Genomic DNA, 20,126 nt, shown 5'->3' with positions numbered 1-20,126 from the left:
GGGTTTTCCTCTGTCGAATCGGGGGGAGGCCGCACCGATCGTAGGATTTGAAAGTCCGTGGAAAAAGCGAATAATTCGAGGTCGACACTTTCGAATTGCTTACCGATGTCGCTCCCCAACCTCGACATGGATGCGCTGCGCAGCCTGGTGGCGATTCAACGCCTGGGCGGTCTGGCGCGTGCCGCGGAGCGGGTTGGCCGCTCGCCCTCGGCGATCAGTCAGCAGATGCGGAAGCTGGAGGCGCAGTTGGGCGAACCGCTGTTCCGCAAGCAGGGCCGCCGCGTGGCGCTGACCGAGGCGGGCGACCGGGTGCACGCCTACGCGCGGCGCATCCTGGAGCTCAACGACGAGGCCGTGCATGCAGTCCGCGGTGCGGCGATCGAGGGCACGGTGCGTTTCGGCCTGCCGGGCGATTTTGCCGAGTCATGGTTGCCGGCGGCGCTGGGCCAGTTCCGCAAGGCCTATCCGGCGGTGCGCGTGGACGTGCTGGTCGAACCCAACCGGCGGCTGCTCGAACGACTCGATCACGGCGAGCTCGACCTGGTGCTGGCCATGAACCAGGGCGCTCGCGCGGACGCCGAACACCTGGCCATGCTGCCGATGAGCTGGATCGGGCCGAAAGGCACGGGCAAGCTCGTGCGGCCCGACCGCGTGCTGGACCTGGCGCTCTATCAGCCGCCGTGCTTCTTCCGCCAGGCCGGCACGGCTGCGCTGGATCGGGCTGGCATTGCTTGGCGGCCGGCCTTCGTCACCGCCAGCCTGCACAGCCTGTGGGCGGGCGTGGCCGCGGGGCTGGGCATCACCGTGCGCACGGCCGCCGATCTTCCGTCCACGCTGATGCGCCTGGGCCAGCAGCATGGCCTGCCGCCGCTGCCGGGCGTGGAGCTGTGCCTGCACACCGCTCCCGGCGCGCCGTCGGCAGCGCTGACCCGGTTGCGGCAAGCCGTGATGGAGCAGGCGCAGCTGCACCTGGGCCGGATGGCGAGGAAGGGAAGTGGCCCAGGCGACCGCTGACAACGTGTCGCCGCGTTGTCGAAATGGCCAGCTCCTGTTCGTCGTGAACAGGAAGGCAGCCGCGGCTGCGCAACCGGAAGGCATGGCATGAGCGAATACCTGATCTACTTCAACCAGGCGTGGGTCGGCGAGCATTCCGAAGCGTGGTTCGCGACGCGCGGTCCGTTGGCCAGGGCGGTGGTGGAGGAAATGAAGGCGGCCGGAGTCTACCTGTATGCGGGGGGGCTGGAGGAGGATCCGGACGCGGCCTTCACCGCGGATGCGACCGGCGGCACGCTGAGATTCAGCGACGGGCCCTACGTGCGGAATCCGCAATTTCTGGGCGGATTCGCCGCGATCGACGTGGCCGACGAGGCCGCGGCGAGGCGATGGGCCGGCAAGCTGGCCGAAGCCTGCGGCTGGCCCCAGGAAGTTCGCCGGTTCAAGTCGTAGCCCGGATGAAGCACGACGGACGGGACCACCACGCCCCGGTTCTTTCTTGTTGTGGGAGGCATGAAATGACACGCGCAGTCGACGCCGGGAAGACAAGTGAGAAGGTGGCAAAGGTCGGGGCCAGCCGGGTCGCCAGGGCGGAGCCCGTGGTCGCCACGAAGCTGCTGGCAGCCATGACTGGCCGCGCGAGCTCGGCGAAGGCCAGAGACGGAGACGAGCCGGTTTTTGCCTATATCCGCAGCCTGCCGCAACCGCAACGCGGCATCGCCGAATCCGTCGATGCCCTGGCGGCCAGGACCTTGCCGGGCCTGAAGCGCTCGGTGAAGTGGGGCATGGCGTGGTACGGCGTTGGCGACGGCTGGTGCTTCTCGTGCGGTGGTTTCATCGGCCACGTCAAGCTCACCTTCGGCCGCGGCACCTCGCTGCAGCCCGTGCCGCCGGTCAAGCCGATCGGGATGGGCAAGGACTCGCGCGGCGTGGATCTCGCGTCGGTGGAGGAACTCGACGAACGCCAGATCGCCGCGTGGATGCAACAGGCCACGGCCATTCCCGGTTTCGGCGGGAAGAAGCGCTGAGGCGTTGCACCGGCGACGTTCGTTGGAAAACGAAAAGCCCTGGTCGTCCTCCTTCGAAGACGTGGTGCTCGATGCGGTGCCGATCGGTGTGCCGGTCGAGGCTGCATCACCCGGTCGGATGGGTGCGCGGCTGGTCTTGGTTCGGCATGGCCCGTGACGCTCGGGTACCATTTCTGGCCATGAACCCTTCCGCCGACACGATCCGATGCGAGGCGACGCTGCTGCGCCCCGCGATTCCGAAAGACGCGAGCTGGACGTTCCTGGTGTTGCCGACGGCCGCGAGCGCGAAGCTGCCGACACGCAGCATGGTGACGGTGCACGGACTGTTCGACGGCCAACCGTTCCAGGCCACGCTGGAGCCGGACGGACAGGGCAGCCACTGGCTCAAGGTGGACCAGGCTCTGCGGGAAGCCGCCGGGGTCGCCGTGGGCGACACGATTCCGCTGGCGTTCGCACCGGTCGAGGTGGAGCCGGAGCCGAAGCTGCCCGCCGACCTGCGCAAGGCACTCGCCGCCCAGCCCGCGGCGCTCGCGTCGTGGGACGACATCACGCCGGTGGCACGGCGGGACTGGATTCACTGGATCAGCTCGGGCAAGAAGGCGGAGACGCGCGAACGACGCATCCGCACGGCCTGCGACATGCTTGCCAGCGGCAAGCGCCGCGCCTGTTGCTTCGATCGCTCGGGCATCTACAGCAAGGCTTTCAGTGCGCCGGAAGCGGCCGAATGAGGCGTTGGCGCGGCACGGGTTGCGGATAGCCTTGATGCAGTGACGTATCAGGAAGACCCGCCCGCATGTGCGGGAAGGCCGCGGGCTCGATGGTTGCCTCGCGCTGAATTCAGCGTGGCAGCGCGGCCTGGCGTCCCTGCAGGAAACGGCGGACGGCGGGGTCGCTGGCCAGGCCGATCGCCATGTCGAAGGCGTCACGGGCTTCGGGATAGGCATGGGTTCGGGCCAGCAAGGCCGCGCGTGCGGCCCAGTAAGGCTGGTATTGCACGAGCCGTCCACCCGCGGCGAGTGTCTCCAGAATATCCAGCGCGGCGCGCGGACCTTGCCATTCGGCAACGGCCAGCGCGCGGTTGAGCGCGACCACCGGTGAGCCGGAAAGCGCAAGCAGCGCATCGTAGATCTGCACCTCGGGCGTCCAGTCGGTGCGCCCGCTGCGGCGGCGCTCGACGTGAGCGGATTGCAGCGCCGCTTCGAGTTGATGCCGACCGATGCGGCCCAGCGTGCTGGCGCGCAGCAGCAGGGCTTCCGCCTCGTCGATCATCGCGCTGTCCCACAGCGCGACGTCCTGCTCGGCCAGCGGCACGTAGTCGCCCGCCGCATTGCGGCGTGCACCACACCTGGCCTGCGCATGCAGCAGGCAGGCCAGCAGACCCAGCGCCTCGGGTTCCTGCGGCAGCAGCCGGGCCACCAGGTCGGCGAGGAACAGCGCTTCGGCCGTGAGATCGCGACGGATCAGGTCGGTGCCGCCGGGATCGCTCCAGCCCTCCGCGTAGGCGGCGTAGATGGCATCCAGCACGCCATCCAGCCGTTCGGCCAGCTCGTCGCGCGCGGGGATGGCGAACGGAATGCCCGCTTCGCGGATCTTCTGTTTCGCCCGCCCCAGGCGTTTGCCCATGGCCTCGGGCGAGGCGAGGAACGCCGAGGCGATCGTCTTCGCATCCAGTCCCAGCACGGCCTGCAACATCAGCGGTGCGCGGATGCCCGCGTCGATCGCCGGATGGGCGCAGGCGAACAGCAGCGCAAGGCGCTGGTCGGGGATGGCCTCGTCATCCACGATCGCCGGAGCGGTGTCGTCGATCTCCGCCAGGAGCTGCAGCTGTGCCGCGGCCGCTTCGCCACTGCGACGGCGGCGAAGGCCATCGATGCCCTTGCGCCGGGCCACGGTGAGCAGCCATGCCTCCGGGTTGGCGGGACAGCCGTTGCGCGGCCAGTCCGCCAGCGCGGACGCGAATGCTTCGGACAGCGCATCCTCGGCCGCCGCCACGTCGCGCATGGCGGCGGCCAGGAAGGCGATCAGCTTGCCGTAGCTGCGACGTGCCACGGTGTCTGCGGTACGGCGCGCCTGTGCCGCGGCGTCCAACTACATGCTCCAGACCGGTCGCACTTCGATCGTGCCGTGGCTGGCCCCGGGGCAGCGGGCGGCCCACGCCAGCGCCGCATCCAGGTCCGGCACGTCGATCAGGTAATAGCCGCCCAGTTGCTCCTTGGAGTCCACGTACGGTCCATCCAGCACCTGCGACTTGCCGTCGGCGACGTGCACGGTGGTGGCGGTCGTGCTGTTCTGCAGGCGATTGGAGCCGACCAACGCGCCGCCGGCCTTCAGTGCCTGCGTATAGGCCGCATAGGCGGCGACGCCCTGGGCCTGCTCGGCCGGTGTCATCTGCGACCAGCCGTTCTCGTTGGCATACAGCATCAACAGATATTGCATCGGAGTTCTCCAGAGTGAGTGATCGACGGACAGTGTGCGCCGCCATTTCCATGACGCGCGAGCTTCGGCGATTTGGACACCTCGCGTCGACTCCCGGCGGGGCTGTCGGTCAGGGGGCGTGCCTTCGGCTGCCCGGGGCGGTGCGTGGACCGTCATCGTCGACCGCGACGGTGGTGCTGCCCGCAGGTTTTTGCATGAGCTGCAGCGGCGGGCAATCCCGCTAGACTCGACGTCCCCACATCACTTCCGTTCTGGAGATGGCTGATGAACCTGCGCCACTGGTCTTCGGTGTTTGCCTGCGTGCTGATGTTTGGCTTGTGCTTTCCGGGACGCGCGGCCGAAGCGCCGCTGCGGGTGATGACGTTCAACGTGCGGGTGCCGGCGGACACCGGCATGAATGCCTGGGAGAACCGCCGCGACCTGATGGTGCAGGTGATCAAGGAGCAGCATCCGGACCTGCTCGGCACCCAGGAACTGACCGAGGAGCAGGGCGAATATCTTGCCGCGCACCTGCCGGGCTACGCGTGGTTCGGGCAGGGACGCGACGGCGGCACCAAGGGCGAGCACATGGGCGTGTTCTACCGCACGGACCGCCTGGCGGTGGAGCGCTCCGGCGACTTCTGGCTCTCCGACACGCCGGACGTGGTCGGCAGCCGGACCTGGGGTCAGCCCTTTCCCCGCATGGTCACCTGGGCCCGGTTCCGCCGGCGCGATGGCGGTGGCAGCTTTGTCTATCTCAACACGCACTTCCCGTATCGCGACGAGGATGTGCGTCCGCGCATGTTGAGCGCGAAGGAGATCGTGCAGTGGATCGGCAAGCTGCCCGTGGACACGCGGGTGATCCTGGCCGGGGATTTCAACTGCGCGCCCGACACGACGGTGCACGCCGCGTTGACGCATGACCTGCAGGATGCGTGGATGACGGCGGCGTCGCGCTCCGGCCCGGCGAAGACGTTCCACAATTTCACCGGCAATCCCGACCAGCGCATCGACTGGATACTGAGCCGCGGTTTCAAGGCGATCGCCGTCCACACGATCACCACCCACGACGGCGCACGCTATCCCTCCGATCATTTTCCGGTGATGGCCGAACTCGGCGGGTAACGCCACGCCGAACGACGGCTTCGCGAATGTGGCGCAAATTTTTGCGAGTGGACTCCGCCTTGAACGGTTGGCGTGCCCGTGCTCCGGCATTTGATCCAAACGGAGTAGGCTCGGCCGCCGACACATCGCAAAGTGACCGCGTCGCCGTTTCGTGGTGGCTGCCTGGCGCAACATCGGCGTCATGCTGCCAGGGCGACTTCAAATCAACATCAGGGGCAAAAGGGAGGCCTTCATGAACCATCGTCGTGCATTGCGTGGCGTGTCCGCGCCAGTCCGTTTCCATCCGCGTCCGCTGGCTGCCGCGTGTGCAGTCGCGTTGCTTGCCTTCGCCGGCGCCGGGCCTGCCGCCGCGCAGGACACCACGAACCGGCCGCAGGCGGCGCCCGTCAGCACGCCTGCGACAGCGCAGGATGGCAAGGCGAAGCCCGGCGACAAGGCCGCCAAGAAGCCGCAGCAGCCGGTGACGGACATGAGCGGCGTGGTGGTGACCGGCATCGCCAGCAGCATCGCCAGTTCGATGAAGACAAAGGAGGATGCCAACAACATCGTCGAGGCGATCTCCGCCGAGGACATCGGCAAGCTGCCCGACGTCAGCATCGCCGACAGCCTGTCGCGCGTGTCGGGCCTGGCCACCCAGCGCGCCGATGGCCATGCCAACGCGATCGCCATTCGCGGCCTGTCGCCGGATTTTGCCGGCACCACGCTGGACGGGCGCGAACAGGCCACGGTGGGCGAGAACCGTGGCGTGGAATACGACCAGTACCCGGCCGAGCTGATCAATGGCGTGACCATCTACAAGACACCCGACGCCAGCCTGGTCGGGCAGGGCCTGTCCGGCACGGTGGACTTGCACACGATCAATCCGCTGGATCTGTCCAGGCGCACCTTGGTGTTCAACCTGCGCGGCGAACACAACGGCAACGGCTCGCTGAACCCGGGCACCGGCACCGATACCAACGGCCATCGCGCCAGCTTTTCGTACGTCGACCAGTTCTTCAACCACACGCTGGGTCTCGCCATCGGTGTCGCCACGGTCGACCAGCCGATCCAGGAGAAGCAGTACCAGGCGTGGTGGTGGAGCGCCGACAACGGCAGCGCCGGCATCGACCAGAACTGGGGCGGTCCGCACACGCCGGGCATGCCGGACAACGTGATCTCGCAGGAAGGCATGCAGCTGCGCGCGCAGTCGCAGGGCCAGAAGCGCAACGGCCTGATGACCGTGCTGGAGTGGGCGCCGAACGACGTCTACTACTCGAAACTGGACATGTACTACTCGACTTTCACCAAGCGCAAGTTCACCAACGGCGCGCAGTGGTCGAGCAGCCCCTACGACAACGTGGGCTACGACAACGTGCAGACCGTGCCCGGCCAACCGCTGCCGATCGTCACCGGCGGCACCATCCTCGGCGTCGCGCCGATCCTGCAGAACGAATACACCAAGGAGCACGACAAGCTCTACTCGATCGGCTGGAACAACAAGCTGTACCTGGGCGACTGGACGCTGATGGCCGACCTGTCCTCGTCCAGCGCCCGGGTGAAGCTGCACGATGCCTACCTGTTCAGCGGATTGGCGAACGGCGCGCTCACCGACGTCGCGTTCAACACGTCCAGCGGCTTCGGCTATCCGGACTTCCGCCCGGTGGCCGATCTGGCCGACCCCGGCACGATGGTGTTCACCGATCCGGACAACTACGGCTACAACGGTCGCGAGGAGCTGGACCGCCAGGACGACACCATCCACGCGCTGCGCCTGCAGGCCAGCCATGCGGTCGGCTGGATCTTCAGCGACATGGATTTCGGCGTGGCGTATTCCGACCGCACCAAGACCAAGCACGCCGACGTGCTGTTCGCCTACCTCGACGGCAACGGTTCCACCCAGGACACCTACCAGAACCACTTCAGCGCGCCGGTCGATCCCTCGCTGCTGTACAACCCCACCTCGCTGGGCTACGGCGGCATCCCCGGCATCCTCAACTACAACGTGCTGGGCGCGCTGTATGGCAACCAGTTCTACCGGGTGCCCAAGAACGGGCAGGGTGACTGGAGCCGCAACTACTCCGTCGAGGAGAAGGTGCCGCTGGCCTACGTGAAGTTCAACATCGACACGCGCCTGGGCGACGTCCCGCTGCGCGGCAACGTGGGCGTGCAGTTCGTGCATACCGACCAGTCGTCGCAGGCGCTGCAGACCAATGGCGACACCCTGGTCGGCAGCATCCGGGATGGGGCGACGTACAACAACGTGTTGCCCAGCCTGAACCTGGTGGCCGAGGTCGGAGAACGGCAGTATCTGCGTTTCGGCCTGGCCAAGACCATGGCGCGCGGTCGCATCGACGACGAGAAGGTATCCACCTCGGCCGGCGTGTCGAAGATCACCGACGGTCCCGGCGCGGGCCAGGTGCTGTGGTCGGGCAGCGGCGGCAACCCGCAGCTGCGCCCGTACGTGGCGGTCGGCACCGATCTGTCGTGGGAGAAGTATTTCGGCAACGCCAGCTACGTGGCCGCGGCGGTGTTCCACAAGAACCTGCTCAACTACATCTACAACCAGACCGTGCTGGACTACGACTTCTCCAACTACACCAACGACACGCCGACCCTGGTGCCGACAAGCAACATCGGTTCGTTCACCACGCCGGAAAACGGTACCGGCGGCAAGATGGATGGCCTGGAACTTTCCGGCGCGCTGGAAGGCGGCCTGCTGGCGCATGCGCTGGAAGGGTTTGGCGCGCAGGCGAACTTCTCGCTGACCAACAGCTCGATTCCGCTGTCGTCGATTTCGTCCGTTCCGGGCGGCCCGAAAACCCTGCCCGGCCTGTCGCGCAAGGTGGCGAACCTGGCGCTGTTCTACGAGCGCTACGGCTTCTCGGTGCGCGTGGCCGAACGTTATCGCTCGTCGTTCACCGGTGAGGCGGTGGCCCTGTTCGACCAACTGGGCTACACGAAGATCCTGGCCAACCGGCAGACCGACCTGCAGCTGGGCTACGCGTTCAGTGGTGGACGCTGGGATGGACTGTCGCTGCTGCTGCAGGTCAACAACCTCACCAACTCGTCGGATTCCTCGGTGCAGGTCGCCACCTTGCCGAACAACGTGCCGATGACCCGGCCGCTGGAATACGACACCTGGGGGCGCACGGTCCTGTTTGGCATCAACTACAAGTTGTAGGCTGGACCGGCAAAACCGGACGGCTCTCCCCGACGTCATTCCCGCATAGGCGGGGATGACGATCGGAAGCGGTGGTGGTTCGCGGTTCGCATGAGTACGTGGCGCACGGGCCTGGCCTCGCGCGCAGATTTGATGATTCGAGTGAGAGTTCCGATGATTGGTAGCCGGTGGGCGGGTCTGGCTTGCGCCAGCGTGGTGATGTTGATGGCAGGCCGTGGTGCGGTGGCAGCGCAGACGGCATCGCCCGGAACGGGCAAGCCCACGCACTACACCGACTGGCCGCACATCGCCTCGCCCCGGAAGGTCGACCCGCAGCTCGATGCCCGGGTGCACGACATCGTGGCGCAGATGAGCCTGGCGCAGAAGATCGGCCAGATGACCCAGGCGGAGATCAAGTCGATCACGCCCGACCAGGTGCGCCAGTTCTACATCGGCTCGGTGCTCAACGGCGGCGGCTCGTGGCCGCAGGGCAACAAGCACGCCGGCACGGCGGACTGGCTGGCGCTGGCGGATCGCTACTACGACGCGTCGATGGCGGTCGATGCGCCGGTGAAGGTGCCGGTCATCTGGGGCACGGACGCGGTGCACGGCCACAGCAACGTGTTCGGCGCCACGCTGTTTCCCCACAACATCGGCCTGGGCGCGGCGCATGACCCGGAGCTGATCCGGCAGATCGGCGCGGCCACCGCGCGGGCCGTGCGTGCCACCGGGGTCGACTGGGCCTTCGCACCCACGCTGGCGGTGGCGCAGAACGCGCGCTGGGGCCGCACCTACGAGAGTTTTTCCAGCGACGGTCCGCTGGTGCATGCCTACGCACGCGCCTACGTCGACGGCTTGCAGGGGCATTTCGGCGACGCCAACGTGCTGGCCACCGCCAAGCACTTCATCGGTGATGGCGCGACCGTCAACGGCACCGACCAGGGCGTGGCGAAAGTGAGCCGACGCGACATGATCAACGTGCACGGCGCGGGCTATGTGGGCGCGCTGGAAGCGGGCGTGCTCAGCGTGATGGCGTCGTACAACAGCTGGGACGACGCGGTCGACGGGACCAACTACGGCAAGATGAGCGGCGCCCGTGCACTGCTGACCGGCGCGCTGAAGGATAAGATGGGCTTCCCCGGTTTCATCGTGTCCGACTGGAACGCGATCGGCCAGCTGCCCGGCTGCAGCAATGCCAGTTGTCCCCAGGCGATCAAGGCCGGCATCGACATGGTGATGGTGCCTGACGACTGGCGCGCCTTCATCGCCAACACCACGCGCCAGGTGCAGGACGGCGAGATCCCGATGGCGCGCATCGATGATGCGGTGAGCCGCATCGTGCGCGCCAAGCTGGTGATGGGTGCGTTCGACAAGCGTCCGTCGCAGCGCGCGGGGGCCGGCGACGCGAGCCGCCTGCAGGATCGCGCGCTGGCGCGCCGCGCGGTGCGCGAGTCGCTGGTGCTGCTGAAGAACAATCGCGACATGCTGCCGCTCAGGCGCGGCAGCAGGGTGCTGGTGGTCGGCAAGAGCGCCGACAGCATCGCCAACCAGGTCGGCGGCTGGTCGCTGACCTGGCAGGGCACCGACAACGGCAACGCCGACTTCCCCCACGCGACCAGCGTGCTGGCCGGCATCCGCGCGGCCGACGGCGCGACCAACGTCAGCTACCGCGCCACGCCCGACGGCGTGGATACCGGGACGTTCGACGCGATCATCGCGGTGATCGGCGAAACCCCGTACGCGGAAACCATGGGCGACATCCTTCCCTCGGCCACGCTGCGCCACGGCGATCGTCACCCCGAGGACCTGGCCGTGCTGAAAGCGGCGGCGGCGTCGGGCAAGCCGGTGGTGACGGTGTTCCTGTCCGGACGTCCGCTTTTCGTCAACGCGCTGCTCAACCATTCCGACGCGTTCGTGGCCGGCTGGCTGCCCGGCTCGGAAGGCGAGGGCATCGCCGACCTGCTGTTCGCCGACGGGCAAGCCAAGCCCGCGTTCGATTTCACCGGCACCCTGTCGATGCCGTGGCCGAGAGTGCCGTGCCCGCACGCCGGTGGTGACCCGGCGGCGAACTGGCTGTTCGCGCGTGGCTACGGCCTTCATTACGCCGCCCACCACGAGCTGCCGGCGCTGCCGCTGCATGCCGAGGTCGTCACTTGCGCCGGCAGCTCGACGCTGCCGATCTTCCACACCCTGGCGCAGTCGCCGTTTTCGCTGTACCTGGGTGCAGGTCGTGACGGCGGGAAGGTGCAGGCGGTGGGTGCGGACCTGAATGCGATGATCGAGTGGCCTGCGGAGCAGCCTGTTTTCAGCCTGCGTACGGTGCAGGTCAACACGCAGCAGGATGCGAAGTCGATCACCTGGCACGGGCCCGGCCGGTTCTTCGCGAAGAGTCCGCAGCCGACCGACCTGATGCCGCTGCTGGCCACCCATGCCGCGTTGCAATTCGACCTGGTGATCGGCACGCCGGCGCATGCTCCGGTCACGATCTACATGGGCTGCGGCGAGGGCTGCACTCGGACGGTGAACGTCGGCGCGATGTTCGCCGCGTACAAGACGGGTCGGCGGCATGCGGTGTCCATCCCGTTGCAGTGCTTCATCCGGCCCGGCGAAGACCTTGCCCGTGTCGACGTGCCGTTCGGCGTGCTTGCCGCAGCGCCGTTCTCGGCCGCGTTCGCGAATGTGCGGATCGCGGCGGACAGCGCCGGTGCCGCGGCGGCGACCTGCCCCGGGACGGTGGCGCGATGAGCGTGGAACCGGGCATGCACCGATCCTTGCGGGGCAAGCGGTCGCGCCATGGATGAAGCGACGGGGGTGGGTCGCTGGACGCCCCTGCTGTCGGTGGTGCTGCTGACCCTGGTGGCGCTGGCGGCGATGGACTGGCCGCGCCCGGGCCTGTTCGCGGGAACCTCGGGCAAGGTGCTTGCGCTCACCGGCCCGCGGGTCCACGTGTGGCTGAGCACGGCGGATCGACGACTGCAGCTGGCGGCGCAACCCGATACCTTCGCGCAGCGGCAGGTCGCCGGTGCCGGCGAGGCCGACGTCGTCATCGACCTCGACCGGAAGTACCAGACCATGGCCGGCTTCGGGGCGGCGCTCAGCGATTCGTCGGCGTGGCTGATCCAGAACCGGCTCAGCCCTGCGCAGCGCAGCGCCTTGCTGCAGGAGCTGTTCGGTCCGCCGCCGGGGCTCAACTTCAACATGCTGCGCATCACCATCGGCGCCTCGGATTTCTCGCTGCAGCATTACAGCCCGGATGACATGCCCGCCGGCCAGGTCGATCCCGACCTGCAGCATTTCAACGTCGTCGTGGACCAGCGCAATGTGATCCCGGTGCTGCACGACATCCTGGCCATCCAGCCCGGTGCGATGATCATCGCCTCGCCGTGGAGTGCGCCGGCGTGGATGAAGAGCAGCGCCAACCTGGTCAGTGGCACCTTGCTGGAATCCTGGGAGGCGACCTATGCGGCCTACCTGGTGCGCTTCGTGGATGCGTTCCAGGGTGCCGGCATTCCGATCTTCGCGCTGACCGTGCAGAACGAGCCCGCGTTCGAACCGCTGACGTACCCGGGCATGACTCTGCCCGCCGACGCGCGCGCCCGCATCATCGGCAAGTATCTCGGCCCCGCCCTGGCGGGGCGCAAGCCGGGAACGGTGATCCTGGGCTGGGACCACAACTGGGACGCGCCGGACCAGCCGCTGAGCGTGCTGGCCGATCCCGATGCGCGGCGCTATCTCGCGGGCATCGCCTGGCATTGCTACAGCGGCGACCCGAGTGCGCAGACCACCGTGCACCGCGCGTTTCCCCACAAGGATGCCTACCTCACCGAGTGCTCGGGTGGTGACTGGCCGTCCGCCCGCAACGGCGAGCTGCTGCTGTTTGCGCGCAACATCGTGATGATGGGAGTGAAGAACTGGGCGCGGGGCGTGGTGTACTGGAACCTGGCGCTGGACGAAAACCATGGACCCCACGCGGGCGGCTGCGACGAGTGCAAGGGCGTGGTCACCATCGATTCCACCACGGGCGCGATCAGCCGCAACGACGAGTATTACGCGTTCGCCCATTTCAGCCGGTTCGTGCTGCCGGGCGCGGTGCGGGTGAAGTCCGGCAACACCAACGCAGGCGTGCACGAAGTGGCCTTCCAGAATCCGGATGACGGCTCGGTGGTGCTGGTGGCGGTCAACGGCAACGCGCAGACCAACCGCCTGTCGGTACGGCAGGGCGCGCTGCGCTTCGAGTACGACCTGCCCGGCAGCAGCGTGGCGACGTTTGTCTGGGCACGCGATGGCACGGCTGCGCCAACCGCCGCGACGCTCGCCGCGCCGACCGCCGCCGCTTCCCCCAGTCCGGGCGTTGACCCATGAGCAGCATGTTCCATTCGCTGCGCAGTCATAACTATCGGCTGTGGGCCACCGGCGCCCTGGTGTCCAACGTGGGCACGTGGATGCAACGCGTGGGCCAGGACTGGCTGGTGCTCACCGTGCTGACCCGGCACAACGCCACTGCGGTAGGCACGGTGATGGCGCTGCAGTTCGGGCCGCCGCTGCTGTTGCTGCCGCTGACCGGGCTGGCCGCCGATCACTTCGACCGGCGCCGGCTGCTGCTGTTCACCCAGGCAGTTTCGGGCCTGCTGGCGCTGGGGCTGGGCCTGGTCACCCTCGCCGGCGTGGTGCAGTTGTGGCAGGTGTACGGCTTTGCCCTGCTGCTGGGCATCGTCACCGCCTTCGACGCGCCGGCACGGCAGGCCTTCGTCTCGGACCTGGTCACCGACGACGACCTGGCCAACGCGGTGGCGCTGAACTCCGCCTCATTCAACGCCGCCCGCATGCTGGGGCCGGCGGTGGCCGGCGTGCTGATCGCTGCGGTCGGCGAAGGCTGGCTGTTCCTGATCAACGCGGGTTCGTACGCCGCGGTGATGGTGTCGCTGTGGATGCTGCGGGTGAACGAGCTGCATGCCGAGCCGCGGCCGGCCAGTACGCGCGGCAGCCTGCTCGCGGGGTTTAGCTACGTGGGGCAGCGACCGGACCTGATGGCCGTGCTGGTGATGCTGTTCCTGCTCGGCACGTTCGGCTTCAACTTCGCCATCTTCATTTCGACCATGTCGGTGACGGTGTTCCACGGCGACGCCAGCCAGTACGGCCTGCTGACCTCGTCGATGGCGGCGGGCACCATGTGCGGGGCGCTGCTCTCGGCCCGCCGCGAACTGCCCGGCATGGTGCTGATGGGCTGCGCTGCGGCCGCGTTCGGCGTCACCCTGGCGCTGGCGGCGGTGATGCCGGGTCCGCTCCTGTTTGCCGGCGTGCTGTTCTTCGTGGGCGTGGCCGCGCTCACCTTCATGACCGCCAGCAATTCCATGATGCAGCTCACCACCGAACGCGGCATGCGTGGCCGGGTGCTGGCGCTGCGGATTGCGGTGGTGATGGGCGGTACGCCGATCGGCGCGCCGCTGGTCGGCTGGGTGGTCGACCGTTTCGGCGCTCGCTGGGCGCTGGGAGTGGGCGCGCTGGCGGGCGTGGCCGCGGCGGCCGTGGCGCTGGCCTACCTGGTCAGGCACCGGAACCTGCGATTGCTGCGGACCGGAGGCCGGCTGCGCCTGGCCATCCATCCCGCACCGGCCGACGTGACCGCGATTCGTGTGGCCGCGGGCGAGCGGGTAACCTGACTGACAAGCAGCAGATGGAAAGATCGCGGCAGTCGCGGATCAACCCATCAACCCCCGACAGGAATGCATCATGAGGCGATACGGATTTCTCGCAGTGGCCCTCTTTGTGATGACGGCACACGCCGGCGCCACCGGCCCGAGCCGGCCGGGAATCCAGTTCCAGCACGGCGATTGGGAGATCGCCTGCGACAACACCGGAACCTGTCGCGCTGCCGGCTACCAGGCCGACGATGACGCCCATGCCGTTTCGGTGCTGTTGACGCGCAAGGCCGGGCCTGGCACGACGGTGGCCGGCCAACTGATGCTTGGCCAGTACGGCGATGACGATGTGGCGATGCTCGAGCGGCTGCCCGATCCGGCGATCTTGCAGATGCGCATTGACGGCAAGGCCCTGGGCACCGTGTCGGTCAGTCACGAGACCGCGATCGGCCAGCTTTCCGCCGAACAGGTGGTGGCGCTGATCGCGTCGCTGTCCCGGCAGAGCCGGATCGAGTTCCTTGCCGCCGACGATACATGGCGTCTTTCCGGCGACGGTGCCAGCGCGGTGTTGCTGAAGATGGATGACGTGCAGGGGCGCATCGGCACCCGGGGCGCACTGGTCAGGAAGGGTCCGCACGACGAGCAGCAGGTGCCGGCGGCGCAGCCGATGCCGCTGGTGCATGCGGCGAACGTTCTGGACCACGCCACCACGCCTTCGCCCGTCCTCCAGCGGCAGGCGGCCACGCTGCAGAAGCAGCTCGCCGCCACCACCAGCGCGGACGACTGCGCGAACCTGTTCGAGGCCAGGCCGGACGAGCTTTCCTTCGAGGCGGCGCGACTCGACGATGGACACTGGCTGGTTTCGGTCACGTGCTGGCAGGCCGCCTACAACGAGGGCTATGCCTTCTGGGTCATCCACCCCCAACCGCCCTTCGATCCGGTGCTGGTCACCACGGACGGCTCCGGCTATGCCGATGGCGGCATCGCGTCCAGCCAGAAGGGGCGTGGCCTGGGCGATTGCCTGTCCTCCGAGCGATGGACGTGGGATGGTCGGCAATTCATGCAGACGGCGCTGTCCGGCTCAGGCATGTGCAAGCTGATGGCGCCCGGCGGCGCCTGGGAACTCCCCACCTTGGTCACCGAGATCAAGTGACGGATGCGCGAAGCACGGCCCGGGCTCATCCGCTCATCGCGGGCTCGGGGAAGGGTTCGCGCCAGGCGTCGAGTTCGTTCATGCGGTCGTGCCAGCGCCGGATCGCGGGGAAGTCCTGCAGCGGGATGTGCGCGTCCTCCGCGTGGGGCAGGGCGACGGCCACGGCGAAGTCGGCCAGGGTCAGCGTGTCGCCGACCAGCCAGCGGCGATCGCGCAGGTGGCCGTCGAGCACGGCGGCGTGCTGGCGCCACGCTTCGGTGGCGCGCCTCGTCTCGACCGGATCGGGCTCGCCGATGCCGAAGCGCGGCTTGATGATGTACTCGAAATACAGTGCACCGGCGTGCGTGGTGAAGTGCTGGGCGCTCCAGCTGAACCAGCGGATCACGTCGATCTGGCGGGCGTCCTGGGGCCACAGTTCCGAATCGCTGCGGGCCGCGAGGTGGCAGATGATCGCGTCGGCCTCCCACAGCACGCGCGAGCCGTCGACCAGGGTCGGCACCTTGCCGTTCGGGTTGAGCGCGAGATATTCCGCCGTCTTGTGCTCGCTGCGACCGAGGTCGAGGTAGACATAGTCCAGCGGCGATTGCAGGTATTTCGCCACGGCGCAAGCCTTGCGCGGCGCCAGCACATCCGACCAGTACAACTTCATGCGTGTCTCCCGATGATGCCCGTGGGCGTTTCGGGATGACGACGAATGGCGCGTCGGGAAATCGACACGCACGGGGAAGGGCGGACGGACGGAATCGAGGCGAGCGTCAGTCGCCTTCGTCGAGACGGCTGACCGCGAACACCAGCGCCTCGCACTGCGGGTCTTCCGTGCGGAAGAATGCCAGCCAGCGTGCCATGCCGGCGCCGTCCATGGGTGCGGTCAGCGGCGGCAGGTCGCCGGGCAACTGCGCGATCGCCGCGAGCAGCGACGGCACGTCGGCACGGGCGAAGGCGGCATCGACGCGGGCGGCTGGCAGCGGCTTCGCATAGGCGCGCGCGAGGAAGCTGCCGATGTCCAGCGGGCCGTCGGGCAGCTCGTCCAGCTCGGCCATGGCCTGCTTCGCGGCGGCGTCCTCTTCGCGAGATTGCCGCTCCAGCCGGTCGATCTCCTCGTCCGACATCGCCGGTGCGGCGAAGTTGAAGACGGTCAGCGCCGCCAGTTCCGGATCGGCCTCGATGCGGTCGGCCAGCTCGTTCATCGCGATGCGCGACTGCTCCTCGCGTTGTTCCTCGGTCAGCCCGTCGTCCGCGGGTGGCGGGGCATGCGCCATGCTGTCGCGAATCTCGTCCATCATCTGCTGCATCGCCAGCATCGGAAGGGCGTTGGCATGCAGCAGCAACCAGGAAAACTCGCGGCGATCCATCGCGGTCACAGCGCCGAGGCCGAAATCAGCAGGCTGCCGGCAATCAGCAGCGGCGCCGGCCGCAGCAGCGAGGCGGCGCGCTGCAGGGCCGCGATGCCGACCTGGTTGATGCGGGACGTCATCGCCTGCAGGATCGCGCGGATCACCGTGTCGGTGAGTGCCGCCTCGTTGGCCACGTGGATCTCGGCCCAGCGGGCGGCCAGACGCAGTAGGTACTTCAGGCGCTCGCCCACTTCGCCCAGCAACTTCACGCCGTCGCAGATGACGGCAGCGAGCACGTCGACGCCGGTCACCGCGTCGTAGAAACCGCGTGCCGCCGCGCGCAGCACGTCCTCGAACAGGGTCAGCAGGGCGGCCAGCGTGCTGAGGGTGAGCTTCTTGAACCAGCTCATGCTGGAATCAGCCATCAGCGCCTGCGCCAGCTTGCTGTTGGAGTGGTCGCAGGCGGCGGCCAGGCCACGCACTGCGCTCCAGTTGTCAGCGAGGCGCAGGCTTCTCGCATACGCCTCCATGTCGTGGTTGTCCATCGAGATGCTGGCGTTCGGCGAGTTCAGCGTGAAGTTGTTCGGATCGGTATACGGCGCCAGCACATGCTTGTAGGGGTAGGTGGCGATCATCGTGATCGGATCGCGGTTGTGTGCGGTGCGGAAGATGTTTTCCTTGCCGATGCGCCGCTCGAACGCCTGGTGCGCGTCGCGATAGCCTACGCGTGGACTGCCAAACGTGTACAGCCGCACGGGACGGTTCAGCGCGGCGTAGTGACCGGCGATCAGGGTCGCGATGGCGCCGCCCAGGCTGTGGCCGATGCAATGGATGACGTCGGCTGCCAGGATCGCGCCCTGTTCGCGCTGCAGCTGCGGCAGGATGCTGCCGAATGCGTTGGCAAAACCCTTGTGTACCCGGCCGAAGTCGCCGAAACCGGTATGTGCGAAGCGGAAATCCGTGCCGATGTCATACCAGCCCAGTTCGGGACGGGTGCCGCGAACGGCGATGACTGCGTGGCGCTGCCCGCCACGCTCGAAATGCAGCACATAGCCGAAACCCGAGGCCGTGTTCCAGCCGGTGGTGCCGCTGAAGATCTGGCCCAGTTGCGCGCCGGGGAAACTCTTGCCGACCGAACTGTTGGTCTTGAAGACACCCTTGGTGTCACCCGAGCCGAGTACCAGATCCTGCACCTTGCCGCGTGATTCCACGCCGGCCGTGGGTTGCTTCAGTGACCAGTCCTTCAGCGCGAAATAGGCATTGAGGGCAATGTTGGCTGCCTCTTTCGGTGCCAGTGCAAAATCCGCCATGTTCCCCCTCCTTGAGTCTGGTGATTCGTTGCGTGGAAAGTGATGCGATCAGAGCACGGAAGAAAGATCCAGTGACCAGATCATGCCATCCGGTTGCTTGTCGTTGCGCCGATCGTAGGTGTGCAGCCACAGGGTCTTGTCGATGACGATCCAGTCGACCACATTGCCATCGTCGAGGCCGAGCTTGACGACTTCCAGGCCTTGCGGATGGCGCGGCGAGAACACGAGGATGTGATCGTATTTGCGCACGTAGACCTCGGCGCGCAGGCGCAGCTGATCCGTGCAGTAGAGCAGCAACGCATGGTCTGGCCCGACATCACGGGTAGCCAACAGGTTGTCGACGGTGCCCGACAAACCGTCATAGGTGGCGTCGGAAACTTTGCGGGCCTGATGGGTTTGCCGGTCGTAGACGACGATCGATTGGAGCGCACGGCCTTTGGAATCCGCATAGGCCAGCCCCAGTGCCAGTAGCGGGCCGGGCAGACAGCCCACATTGACCGCGCTGGCGGTGATCCAGCTGCCCTGCGCAGGATCGAGCTGGACGGGAATGTTGCGCACGAAGGTCGGCGTGGTGTCGGAGGCCAGTTCCCAGAACTGCGGCAGCCGTACCTCGCTGGCGCCATTGACGACAGCCAGCGCCGGCAAGCCCGGCCGGCTCGCGACGCGGAACGCGTCATGGACCGAACCGGTGAAATCAGGGGATACGAACCGTGCATCCGGCGGCGTGCCGTCCACGCGCGCCTCGGTGCAGCCGTTGCCATTCGCGACCTCGGTCTTGTGCGGGAATGTCGTCTCCCGCTTGAGCGTCGCGTGCAGCTCGGGCGCCACCGTCGAGGGCAGCGCCTCGGCTTTCTTCTTGAAGAGTCCGAACATTCCTGTACTCCCGCCGTCGCCGGCCATGTCGGGTTGGCAGCCTGTGACCAGCAGGCAGACGACCAGCACCTTGCCCAGGGTTCGCCAGCTTCGCCCGGGCACTGCCCGTGCCGACGCAGGCGGTGACGTCATCGCCTGCGGGCGATGGGTGGAGTCGATCTTCGAGGGATCAGGCCGTGGACGCATCTCGCCTCCCTGCGGTGGGTACTGGCGGCTGTTCCGCGGAAGATTAGCACGGGTGCGCGTCCTGCCAAGGCAGCCGGTCGGGGCGGCGCGGACAGGCGGATTTTTCGACGCGGGGCGGCGCTTGCGGCATCATCGGCTGCCCGCATTTCCGCTCGCGAAGCCCGGCGAGGCCAGCCTGATGATGACGAACCTGCTTGACCGACCGGCATGGTCCAGCCTGACCTCGGTCCACGCGCCGCTGTCGATCGGCGATGAACTGGCGCGCCGTTACCAGCCGCAGGTCAATCGTTTCGCCTCCGCCCGTGACGACAGCCCGGCCGCGCTGGCGGCGCTGGCGGCACTGCTGCAGCCCGCGGAGCAGGTGTTCATCCTGCAGGTGCCGGAGATCGCGATTCCCGCCGGGCTGGTGCCGGTCAAGCTGGCCCGCGGCGTGCAGATGGTGGCGCCGTCGCCGGTGGCGCCGCCACCGCCAGGCGAGGACATCCTCGCGCTGCATGACGAGGATGCCGACGAGATGCTGGCGCTGGCGACCCTGACCGAGCCCGGTCCGTTCCTGCGCCAGACCCACCGCATGGGCAGTTTCTTCGGCATCCGCGTCGATGGCCGGCTGGTGGCGATGGCGGGCGAGCGTTTCCGTTTCGCCGGTTGCACCGAGCTCAGCGGCGTGTGCACGCATCCCGATTTTCGCGGCCACGGTTTTGCCGGGCGATTGTCCCGGCATGTCGCCGCAGCCATCGCGGCGCGTGGCGAAACAGCCTTCCTGCATGCGTGGAAGAACAACGTGGCGGCGATCTCGCTGTACCGGACGCTGGGCTTCACGCTGCGCTGCGAGGTCAACGTGGCCGTGCTGGAGCGCCGGGACGGCTGATCGGTTTGTGCCACCGGTTGAAGGATGCTAGCCTTTTTTTCGGCGCCCACGCGCGCCGATACC

The 20,126-nt window shown here is 67.6% G+C and carries 17 protein-coding genes; 11 read left to right on the top strand and 6 right to left on the bottom strand.

Going from position 1 to position 20,126, the window contains the following annotated elements:
• The first annotated feature begins 105 nt into the window (after positions 1-105).
• The 4 genes from UU7_RS05115 (at position 106) to UU7_RS05100 (ending at position 2,749) form a co-directional block, all read left to right on the top strand.
• Positions 106-1,014 carry a LysR substrate-binding domain-containing protein gene (locus UU7_RS05115; protein WP_007806015.1) on the top strand — a complete coding sequence of 303 codons (909 nt, stop codon included), beginning with the start codon at positions 106-108 and terminating at the stop codon, positions 1,012-1,014.
• Positions 1,015-1,101: 87 nt separating this feature from the next.
• Entirely contained in the window at positions 1,102-1,446 is a 345-nt protein-coding gene (locus UU7_RS05110) for a YciI family protein (RefSeq protein WP_007806013.1), read from the top strand.
• Between the two features lie 5 nt (positions 1,447-1,451).
• Positions 1,452-2,021: a DUF1801 domain-containing protein gene (locus UU7_RS17605; RefSeq protein WP_083845937.1), complete on the top strand. Its 570-nt coding sequence runs from the start codon at positions 1,452-1,454 to the stop codon at positions 2,019-2,021.
• A 179-nt stretch (positions 2,022-2,200) separates the two neighbouring features.
• Complete coding sequence (locus tag UU7_RS05100) at positions 2,201-2,749, top strand: YdeI/OmpD-associated family protein (protein WP_007806007.1); 549 nt, start codon at positions 2,201-2,203, stop codon at positions 2,747-2,749.
• A 109-nt stretch (positions 2,750-2,858) separates the two neighbouring features.
• On the opposite strand, the gene UU7_RS05095 is transcribed toward UU7_RS05100, so the two are convergent.
• A complete protein-coding gene (locus tag UU7_RS05095) occupies positions 2,859-4,070 on the bottom strand; it encodes an RNA polymerase sigma factor (RefSeq protein WP_238530893.1) in 1,212 nt (403 codons plus the stop codon).
• Between the two features lie 39 nt (positions 4,071-4,109).
• On the bottom strand, positions 4,110-4,457 hold the full coding sequence (locus tag UU7_RS05090; protein ID WP_007806002.1) for a YciI family protein: 348 nt from the start codon (positions 4,455-4,457) through the stop codon (positions 4,110-4,112).
• 264 nt (positions 4,458-4,721) lie between these two features.
• On the opposite strand from UU7_RS05090, the gene UU7_RS05085 reads away from it, so the two are divergent.
• From UU7_RS05085 to UU7_RS05060, 6 genes are all read left to right on the top strand, one after another.
• Positions 4,722-5,561 (top strand): endonuclease/exonuclease/phosphatase family protein, encoded by an 840-nt coding sequence (locus UU7_RS05085; protein WP_007806000.1) that lies wholly within the window; start codon positions 4,722-4,724, stop codon positions 5,559-5,561.
• A 232-nt stretch (positions 5,562-5,793) separates the two neighbouring features.
• Entirely contained in the window at positions 5,794-8,721 is a 2,928-nt protein-coding gene (locus UU7_RS05080) for a TonB-dependent receptor (RefSeq protein WP_007805997.1), read from the top strand.
• Positions 8,722-8,925: 204 nt separating this feature from the next.
• Positions 8,926-11,445 (top strand): glycoside hydrolase family 3 protein, encoded by a 2,520-nt coding sequence (locus UU7_RS05075; RefSeq protein WP_238530892.1) that lies wholly within the window; start codon positions 8,926-8,928, stop codon positions 11,443-11,445.
• A gap of 48 nt (positions 11,446-11,493) precedes the next feature.
• Positions 11,494-13,062, top strand: a complete 1,569-nt coding sequence (locus tag UU7_RS05070; protein WP_040672863.1) for a glycoside hydrolase family 30 protein — start codon at positions 11,494-11,496, stop codon at positions 13,060-13,062.
• Positions 13,059-14,360, top strand: coding sequence for an MFS transporter (locus UU7_RS05065; RefSeq protein WP_007805992.1), 1,302 nt, complete (start codon positions 13,059-13,061; stop codon positions 14,358-14,360). The genes UU7_RS05070 and UU7_RS05065 overlap by 4 nt, the downstream gene beginning before the upstream one ends.
• A 94-nt stretch (positions 14,361-14,454) precedes the next feature.
• Positions 14,455-15,492: a DUF1176 domain-containing protein gene (locus UU7_RS05060; RefSeq protein ID WP_007805991.1), complete on the top strand. Its 1,038-nt coding sequence runs from the start codon at positions 14,455-14,457 to the stop codon at positions 15,490-15,492.
• 25 nt (positions 15,493-15,517) lie between these two features.
• Here UU7_RS05060 and UU7_RS05055 read toward each other — a convergent pair whose 3' ends face one another.
• From UU7_RS05055 to UU7_RS05040, 4 genes are all read right to left on the bottom strand, one after another.
• Positions 15,518-16,141 (bottom strand): glutathione S-transferase family protein, encoded by a 624-nt coding sequence (locus tag UU7_RS05055; protein WP_007805989.1) that lies wholly within the window; start codon positions 16,139-16,141, stop codon positions 15,518-15,520.
• Positions 16,142-16,247: 106 nt separating this feature from the next.
• Positions 16,248-16,844 carry a hypothetical protein gene (locus tag UU7_RS05050; protein ID WP_157581883.1) on the bottom strand — a complete coding sequence of 199 codons (597 nt, stop codon included), beginning with the start codon at positions 16,842-16,844 and terminating at the stop codon, positions 16,248-16,250.
• A gap of 5 nt (positions 16,845-16,849) precedes the next feature.
• Positions 16,850-18,136, bottom strand: coding sequence for a lipase family protein (locus tag UU7_RS17345; RefSeq protein ID WP_007805986.1), 1,287 nt, complete (start codon positions 18,134-18,136; stop codon positions 16,850-16,852).
• A gap of 48 nt (positions 18,137-18,184) precedes the next feature.
• On the bottom strand, positions 18,185-19,009 hold the full coding sequence (locus tag UU7_RS05040) for a hypothetical protein (protein WP_007805984.1): 825 nt from the start codon (positions 19,007-19,009) through the stop codon (positions 18,185-18,187).
• A 364-nt stretch (positions 19,010-19,373) separates the two neighbouring features.
• On the opposite strand from UU7_RS05040, the gene UU7_RS05035 reads away from it, so the two are divergent.
• Positions 19,374-20,063, top strand: a complete 690-nt coding sequence (locus UU7_RS05035; RefSeq protein ID WP_238530891.1) for a GNAT family N-acetyltransferase — start codon at positions 19,374-19,376, stop codon at positions 20,061-20,063.
• The last annotated feature ends 63 nt before the right edge of the window (positions 20,064-20,126 follow it).

Origin of the sequence: Rhodanobacter spathiphylli B39 (assembly GCF_000264295.1) — a bacterium.
Lineage (GTDB): Bacteria > Pseudomonadota > Gammaproteobacteria > Xanthomonadales > Rhodanobacteraceae > Rhodanobacter > Rhodanobacter spathiphylli.
Note: the sequence above shows the minus strand (reverse complement) of the source record. Positions and strands in the feature narration are given on the sequence as shown.

What these genes read in the sequence shown, in the direction of transcription:
- UU7_RS05075 (WP_238530892.1), top strand. Translation starts at nt 8,926, where the DNA reads ATGGCAGGCCGTGGTGCGGTGGCAGCGCAGACGGCATCGCCCGGAACG.
- UU7_RS05035 (WP_238530891.1), top strand. Translation starts at nt 19,374, where the DNA reads ATGATGACGAACCTGCTTGACCGACCGGCATGGTCCAGCCTGACCTCG.
- UU7_RS05110 (WP_007806013.1), top strand. Translation starts at nt 1,102, where the DNA reads ATGAGCGAATACCTGATCTACTTCAACCAGGCGTGGGTCGGCGAGCAT.
- UU7_RS05040 (WP_007805984.1), bottom strand. Translation starts at nt 19,009, where the DNA reads ATGTTCGGACTCTTCAAGAAGAAAGCCGAGGCGCTGCCCTCGACGGTG.
- UU7_RS05090 (WP_007806002.1), bottom strand. Translation starts at nt 4,457, where the DNA reads ATGCAATATCTGTTGATGCTGTATGCCAACGAGAACGGCTGGTCGCAG.
- UU7_RS17345 (WP_007805986.1), bottom strand. Translation starts at nt 18,136, where the DNA reads ATGGCGGATTTTGCACTGGCACCGAAAGAGGCAGCCAACATTGCCCTC.
- UU7_RS05080 (WP_007805997.1), top strand. Translation starts at nt 5,794, where the DNA reads ATGAACCATCGTCGTGCATTGCGTGGCGTGTCCGCGCCAGTCCGTTTC.
- UU7_RS05115 (WP_007806015.1), top strand. Translation starts at nt 106, where the DNA reads ATGTCGCTCCCCAACCTCGACATGGATGCGCTGCGCAGCCTGGTGGCG.
- UU7_RS05065 (WP_007805992.1), top strand. Translation starts at nt 13,059, where the DNA reads ATGAGCAGCATGTTCCATTCGCTGCGCAGTCATAACTATCGGCTGTGG.
- UU7_RS17605 (WP_083845937.1), top strand. Translation starts at nt 1,452, where the DNA reads ATGAAGCACGACGGACGGGACCACCACGCCCCGGTTCTTTCTTGTTGT.
- UU7_RS05085 (WP_007806000.1), top strand. Translation starts at nt 4,722, where the DNA reads ATGAACCTGCGCCACTGGTCTTCGGTGTTTGCCTGCGTGCTGATGTTT.
- UU7_RS05050 (WP_157581883.1), bottom strand. Translation starts at nt 16,844, where the DNA reads ATGGATCGCCGCGAGTTTTCCTGGTTGCTGCTGCATGCCAACGCCCTT.
- UU7_RS05100 (WP_007806007.1), top strand. Translation starts at nt 2,201, where the DNA reads ATGAACCCTTCCGCCGACACGATCCGATGCGAGGCGACGCTGCTGCGC.
- UU7_RS05070 (WP_040672863.1), top strand. Translation starts at nt 11,494, where the DNA reads ATGGATGAAGCGACGGGGGTGGGTCGCTGGACGCCCCTGCTGTCGGTG.
- UU7_RS05055 (WP_007805989.1), bottom strand. Translation starts at nt 16,141, where the DNA reads ATGAAGTTGTACTGGTCGGATGTGCTGGCGCCGCGCAAGGCTTGCGCC.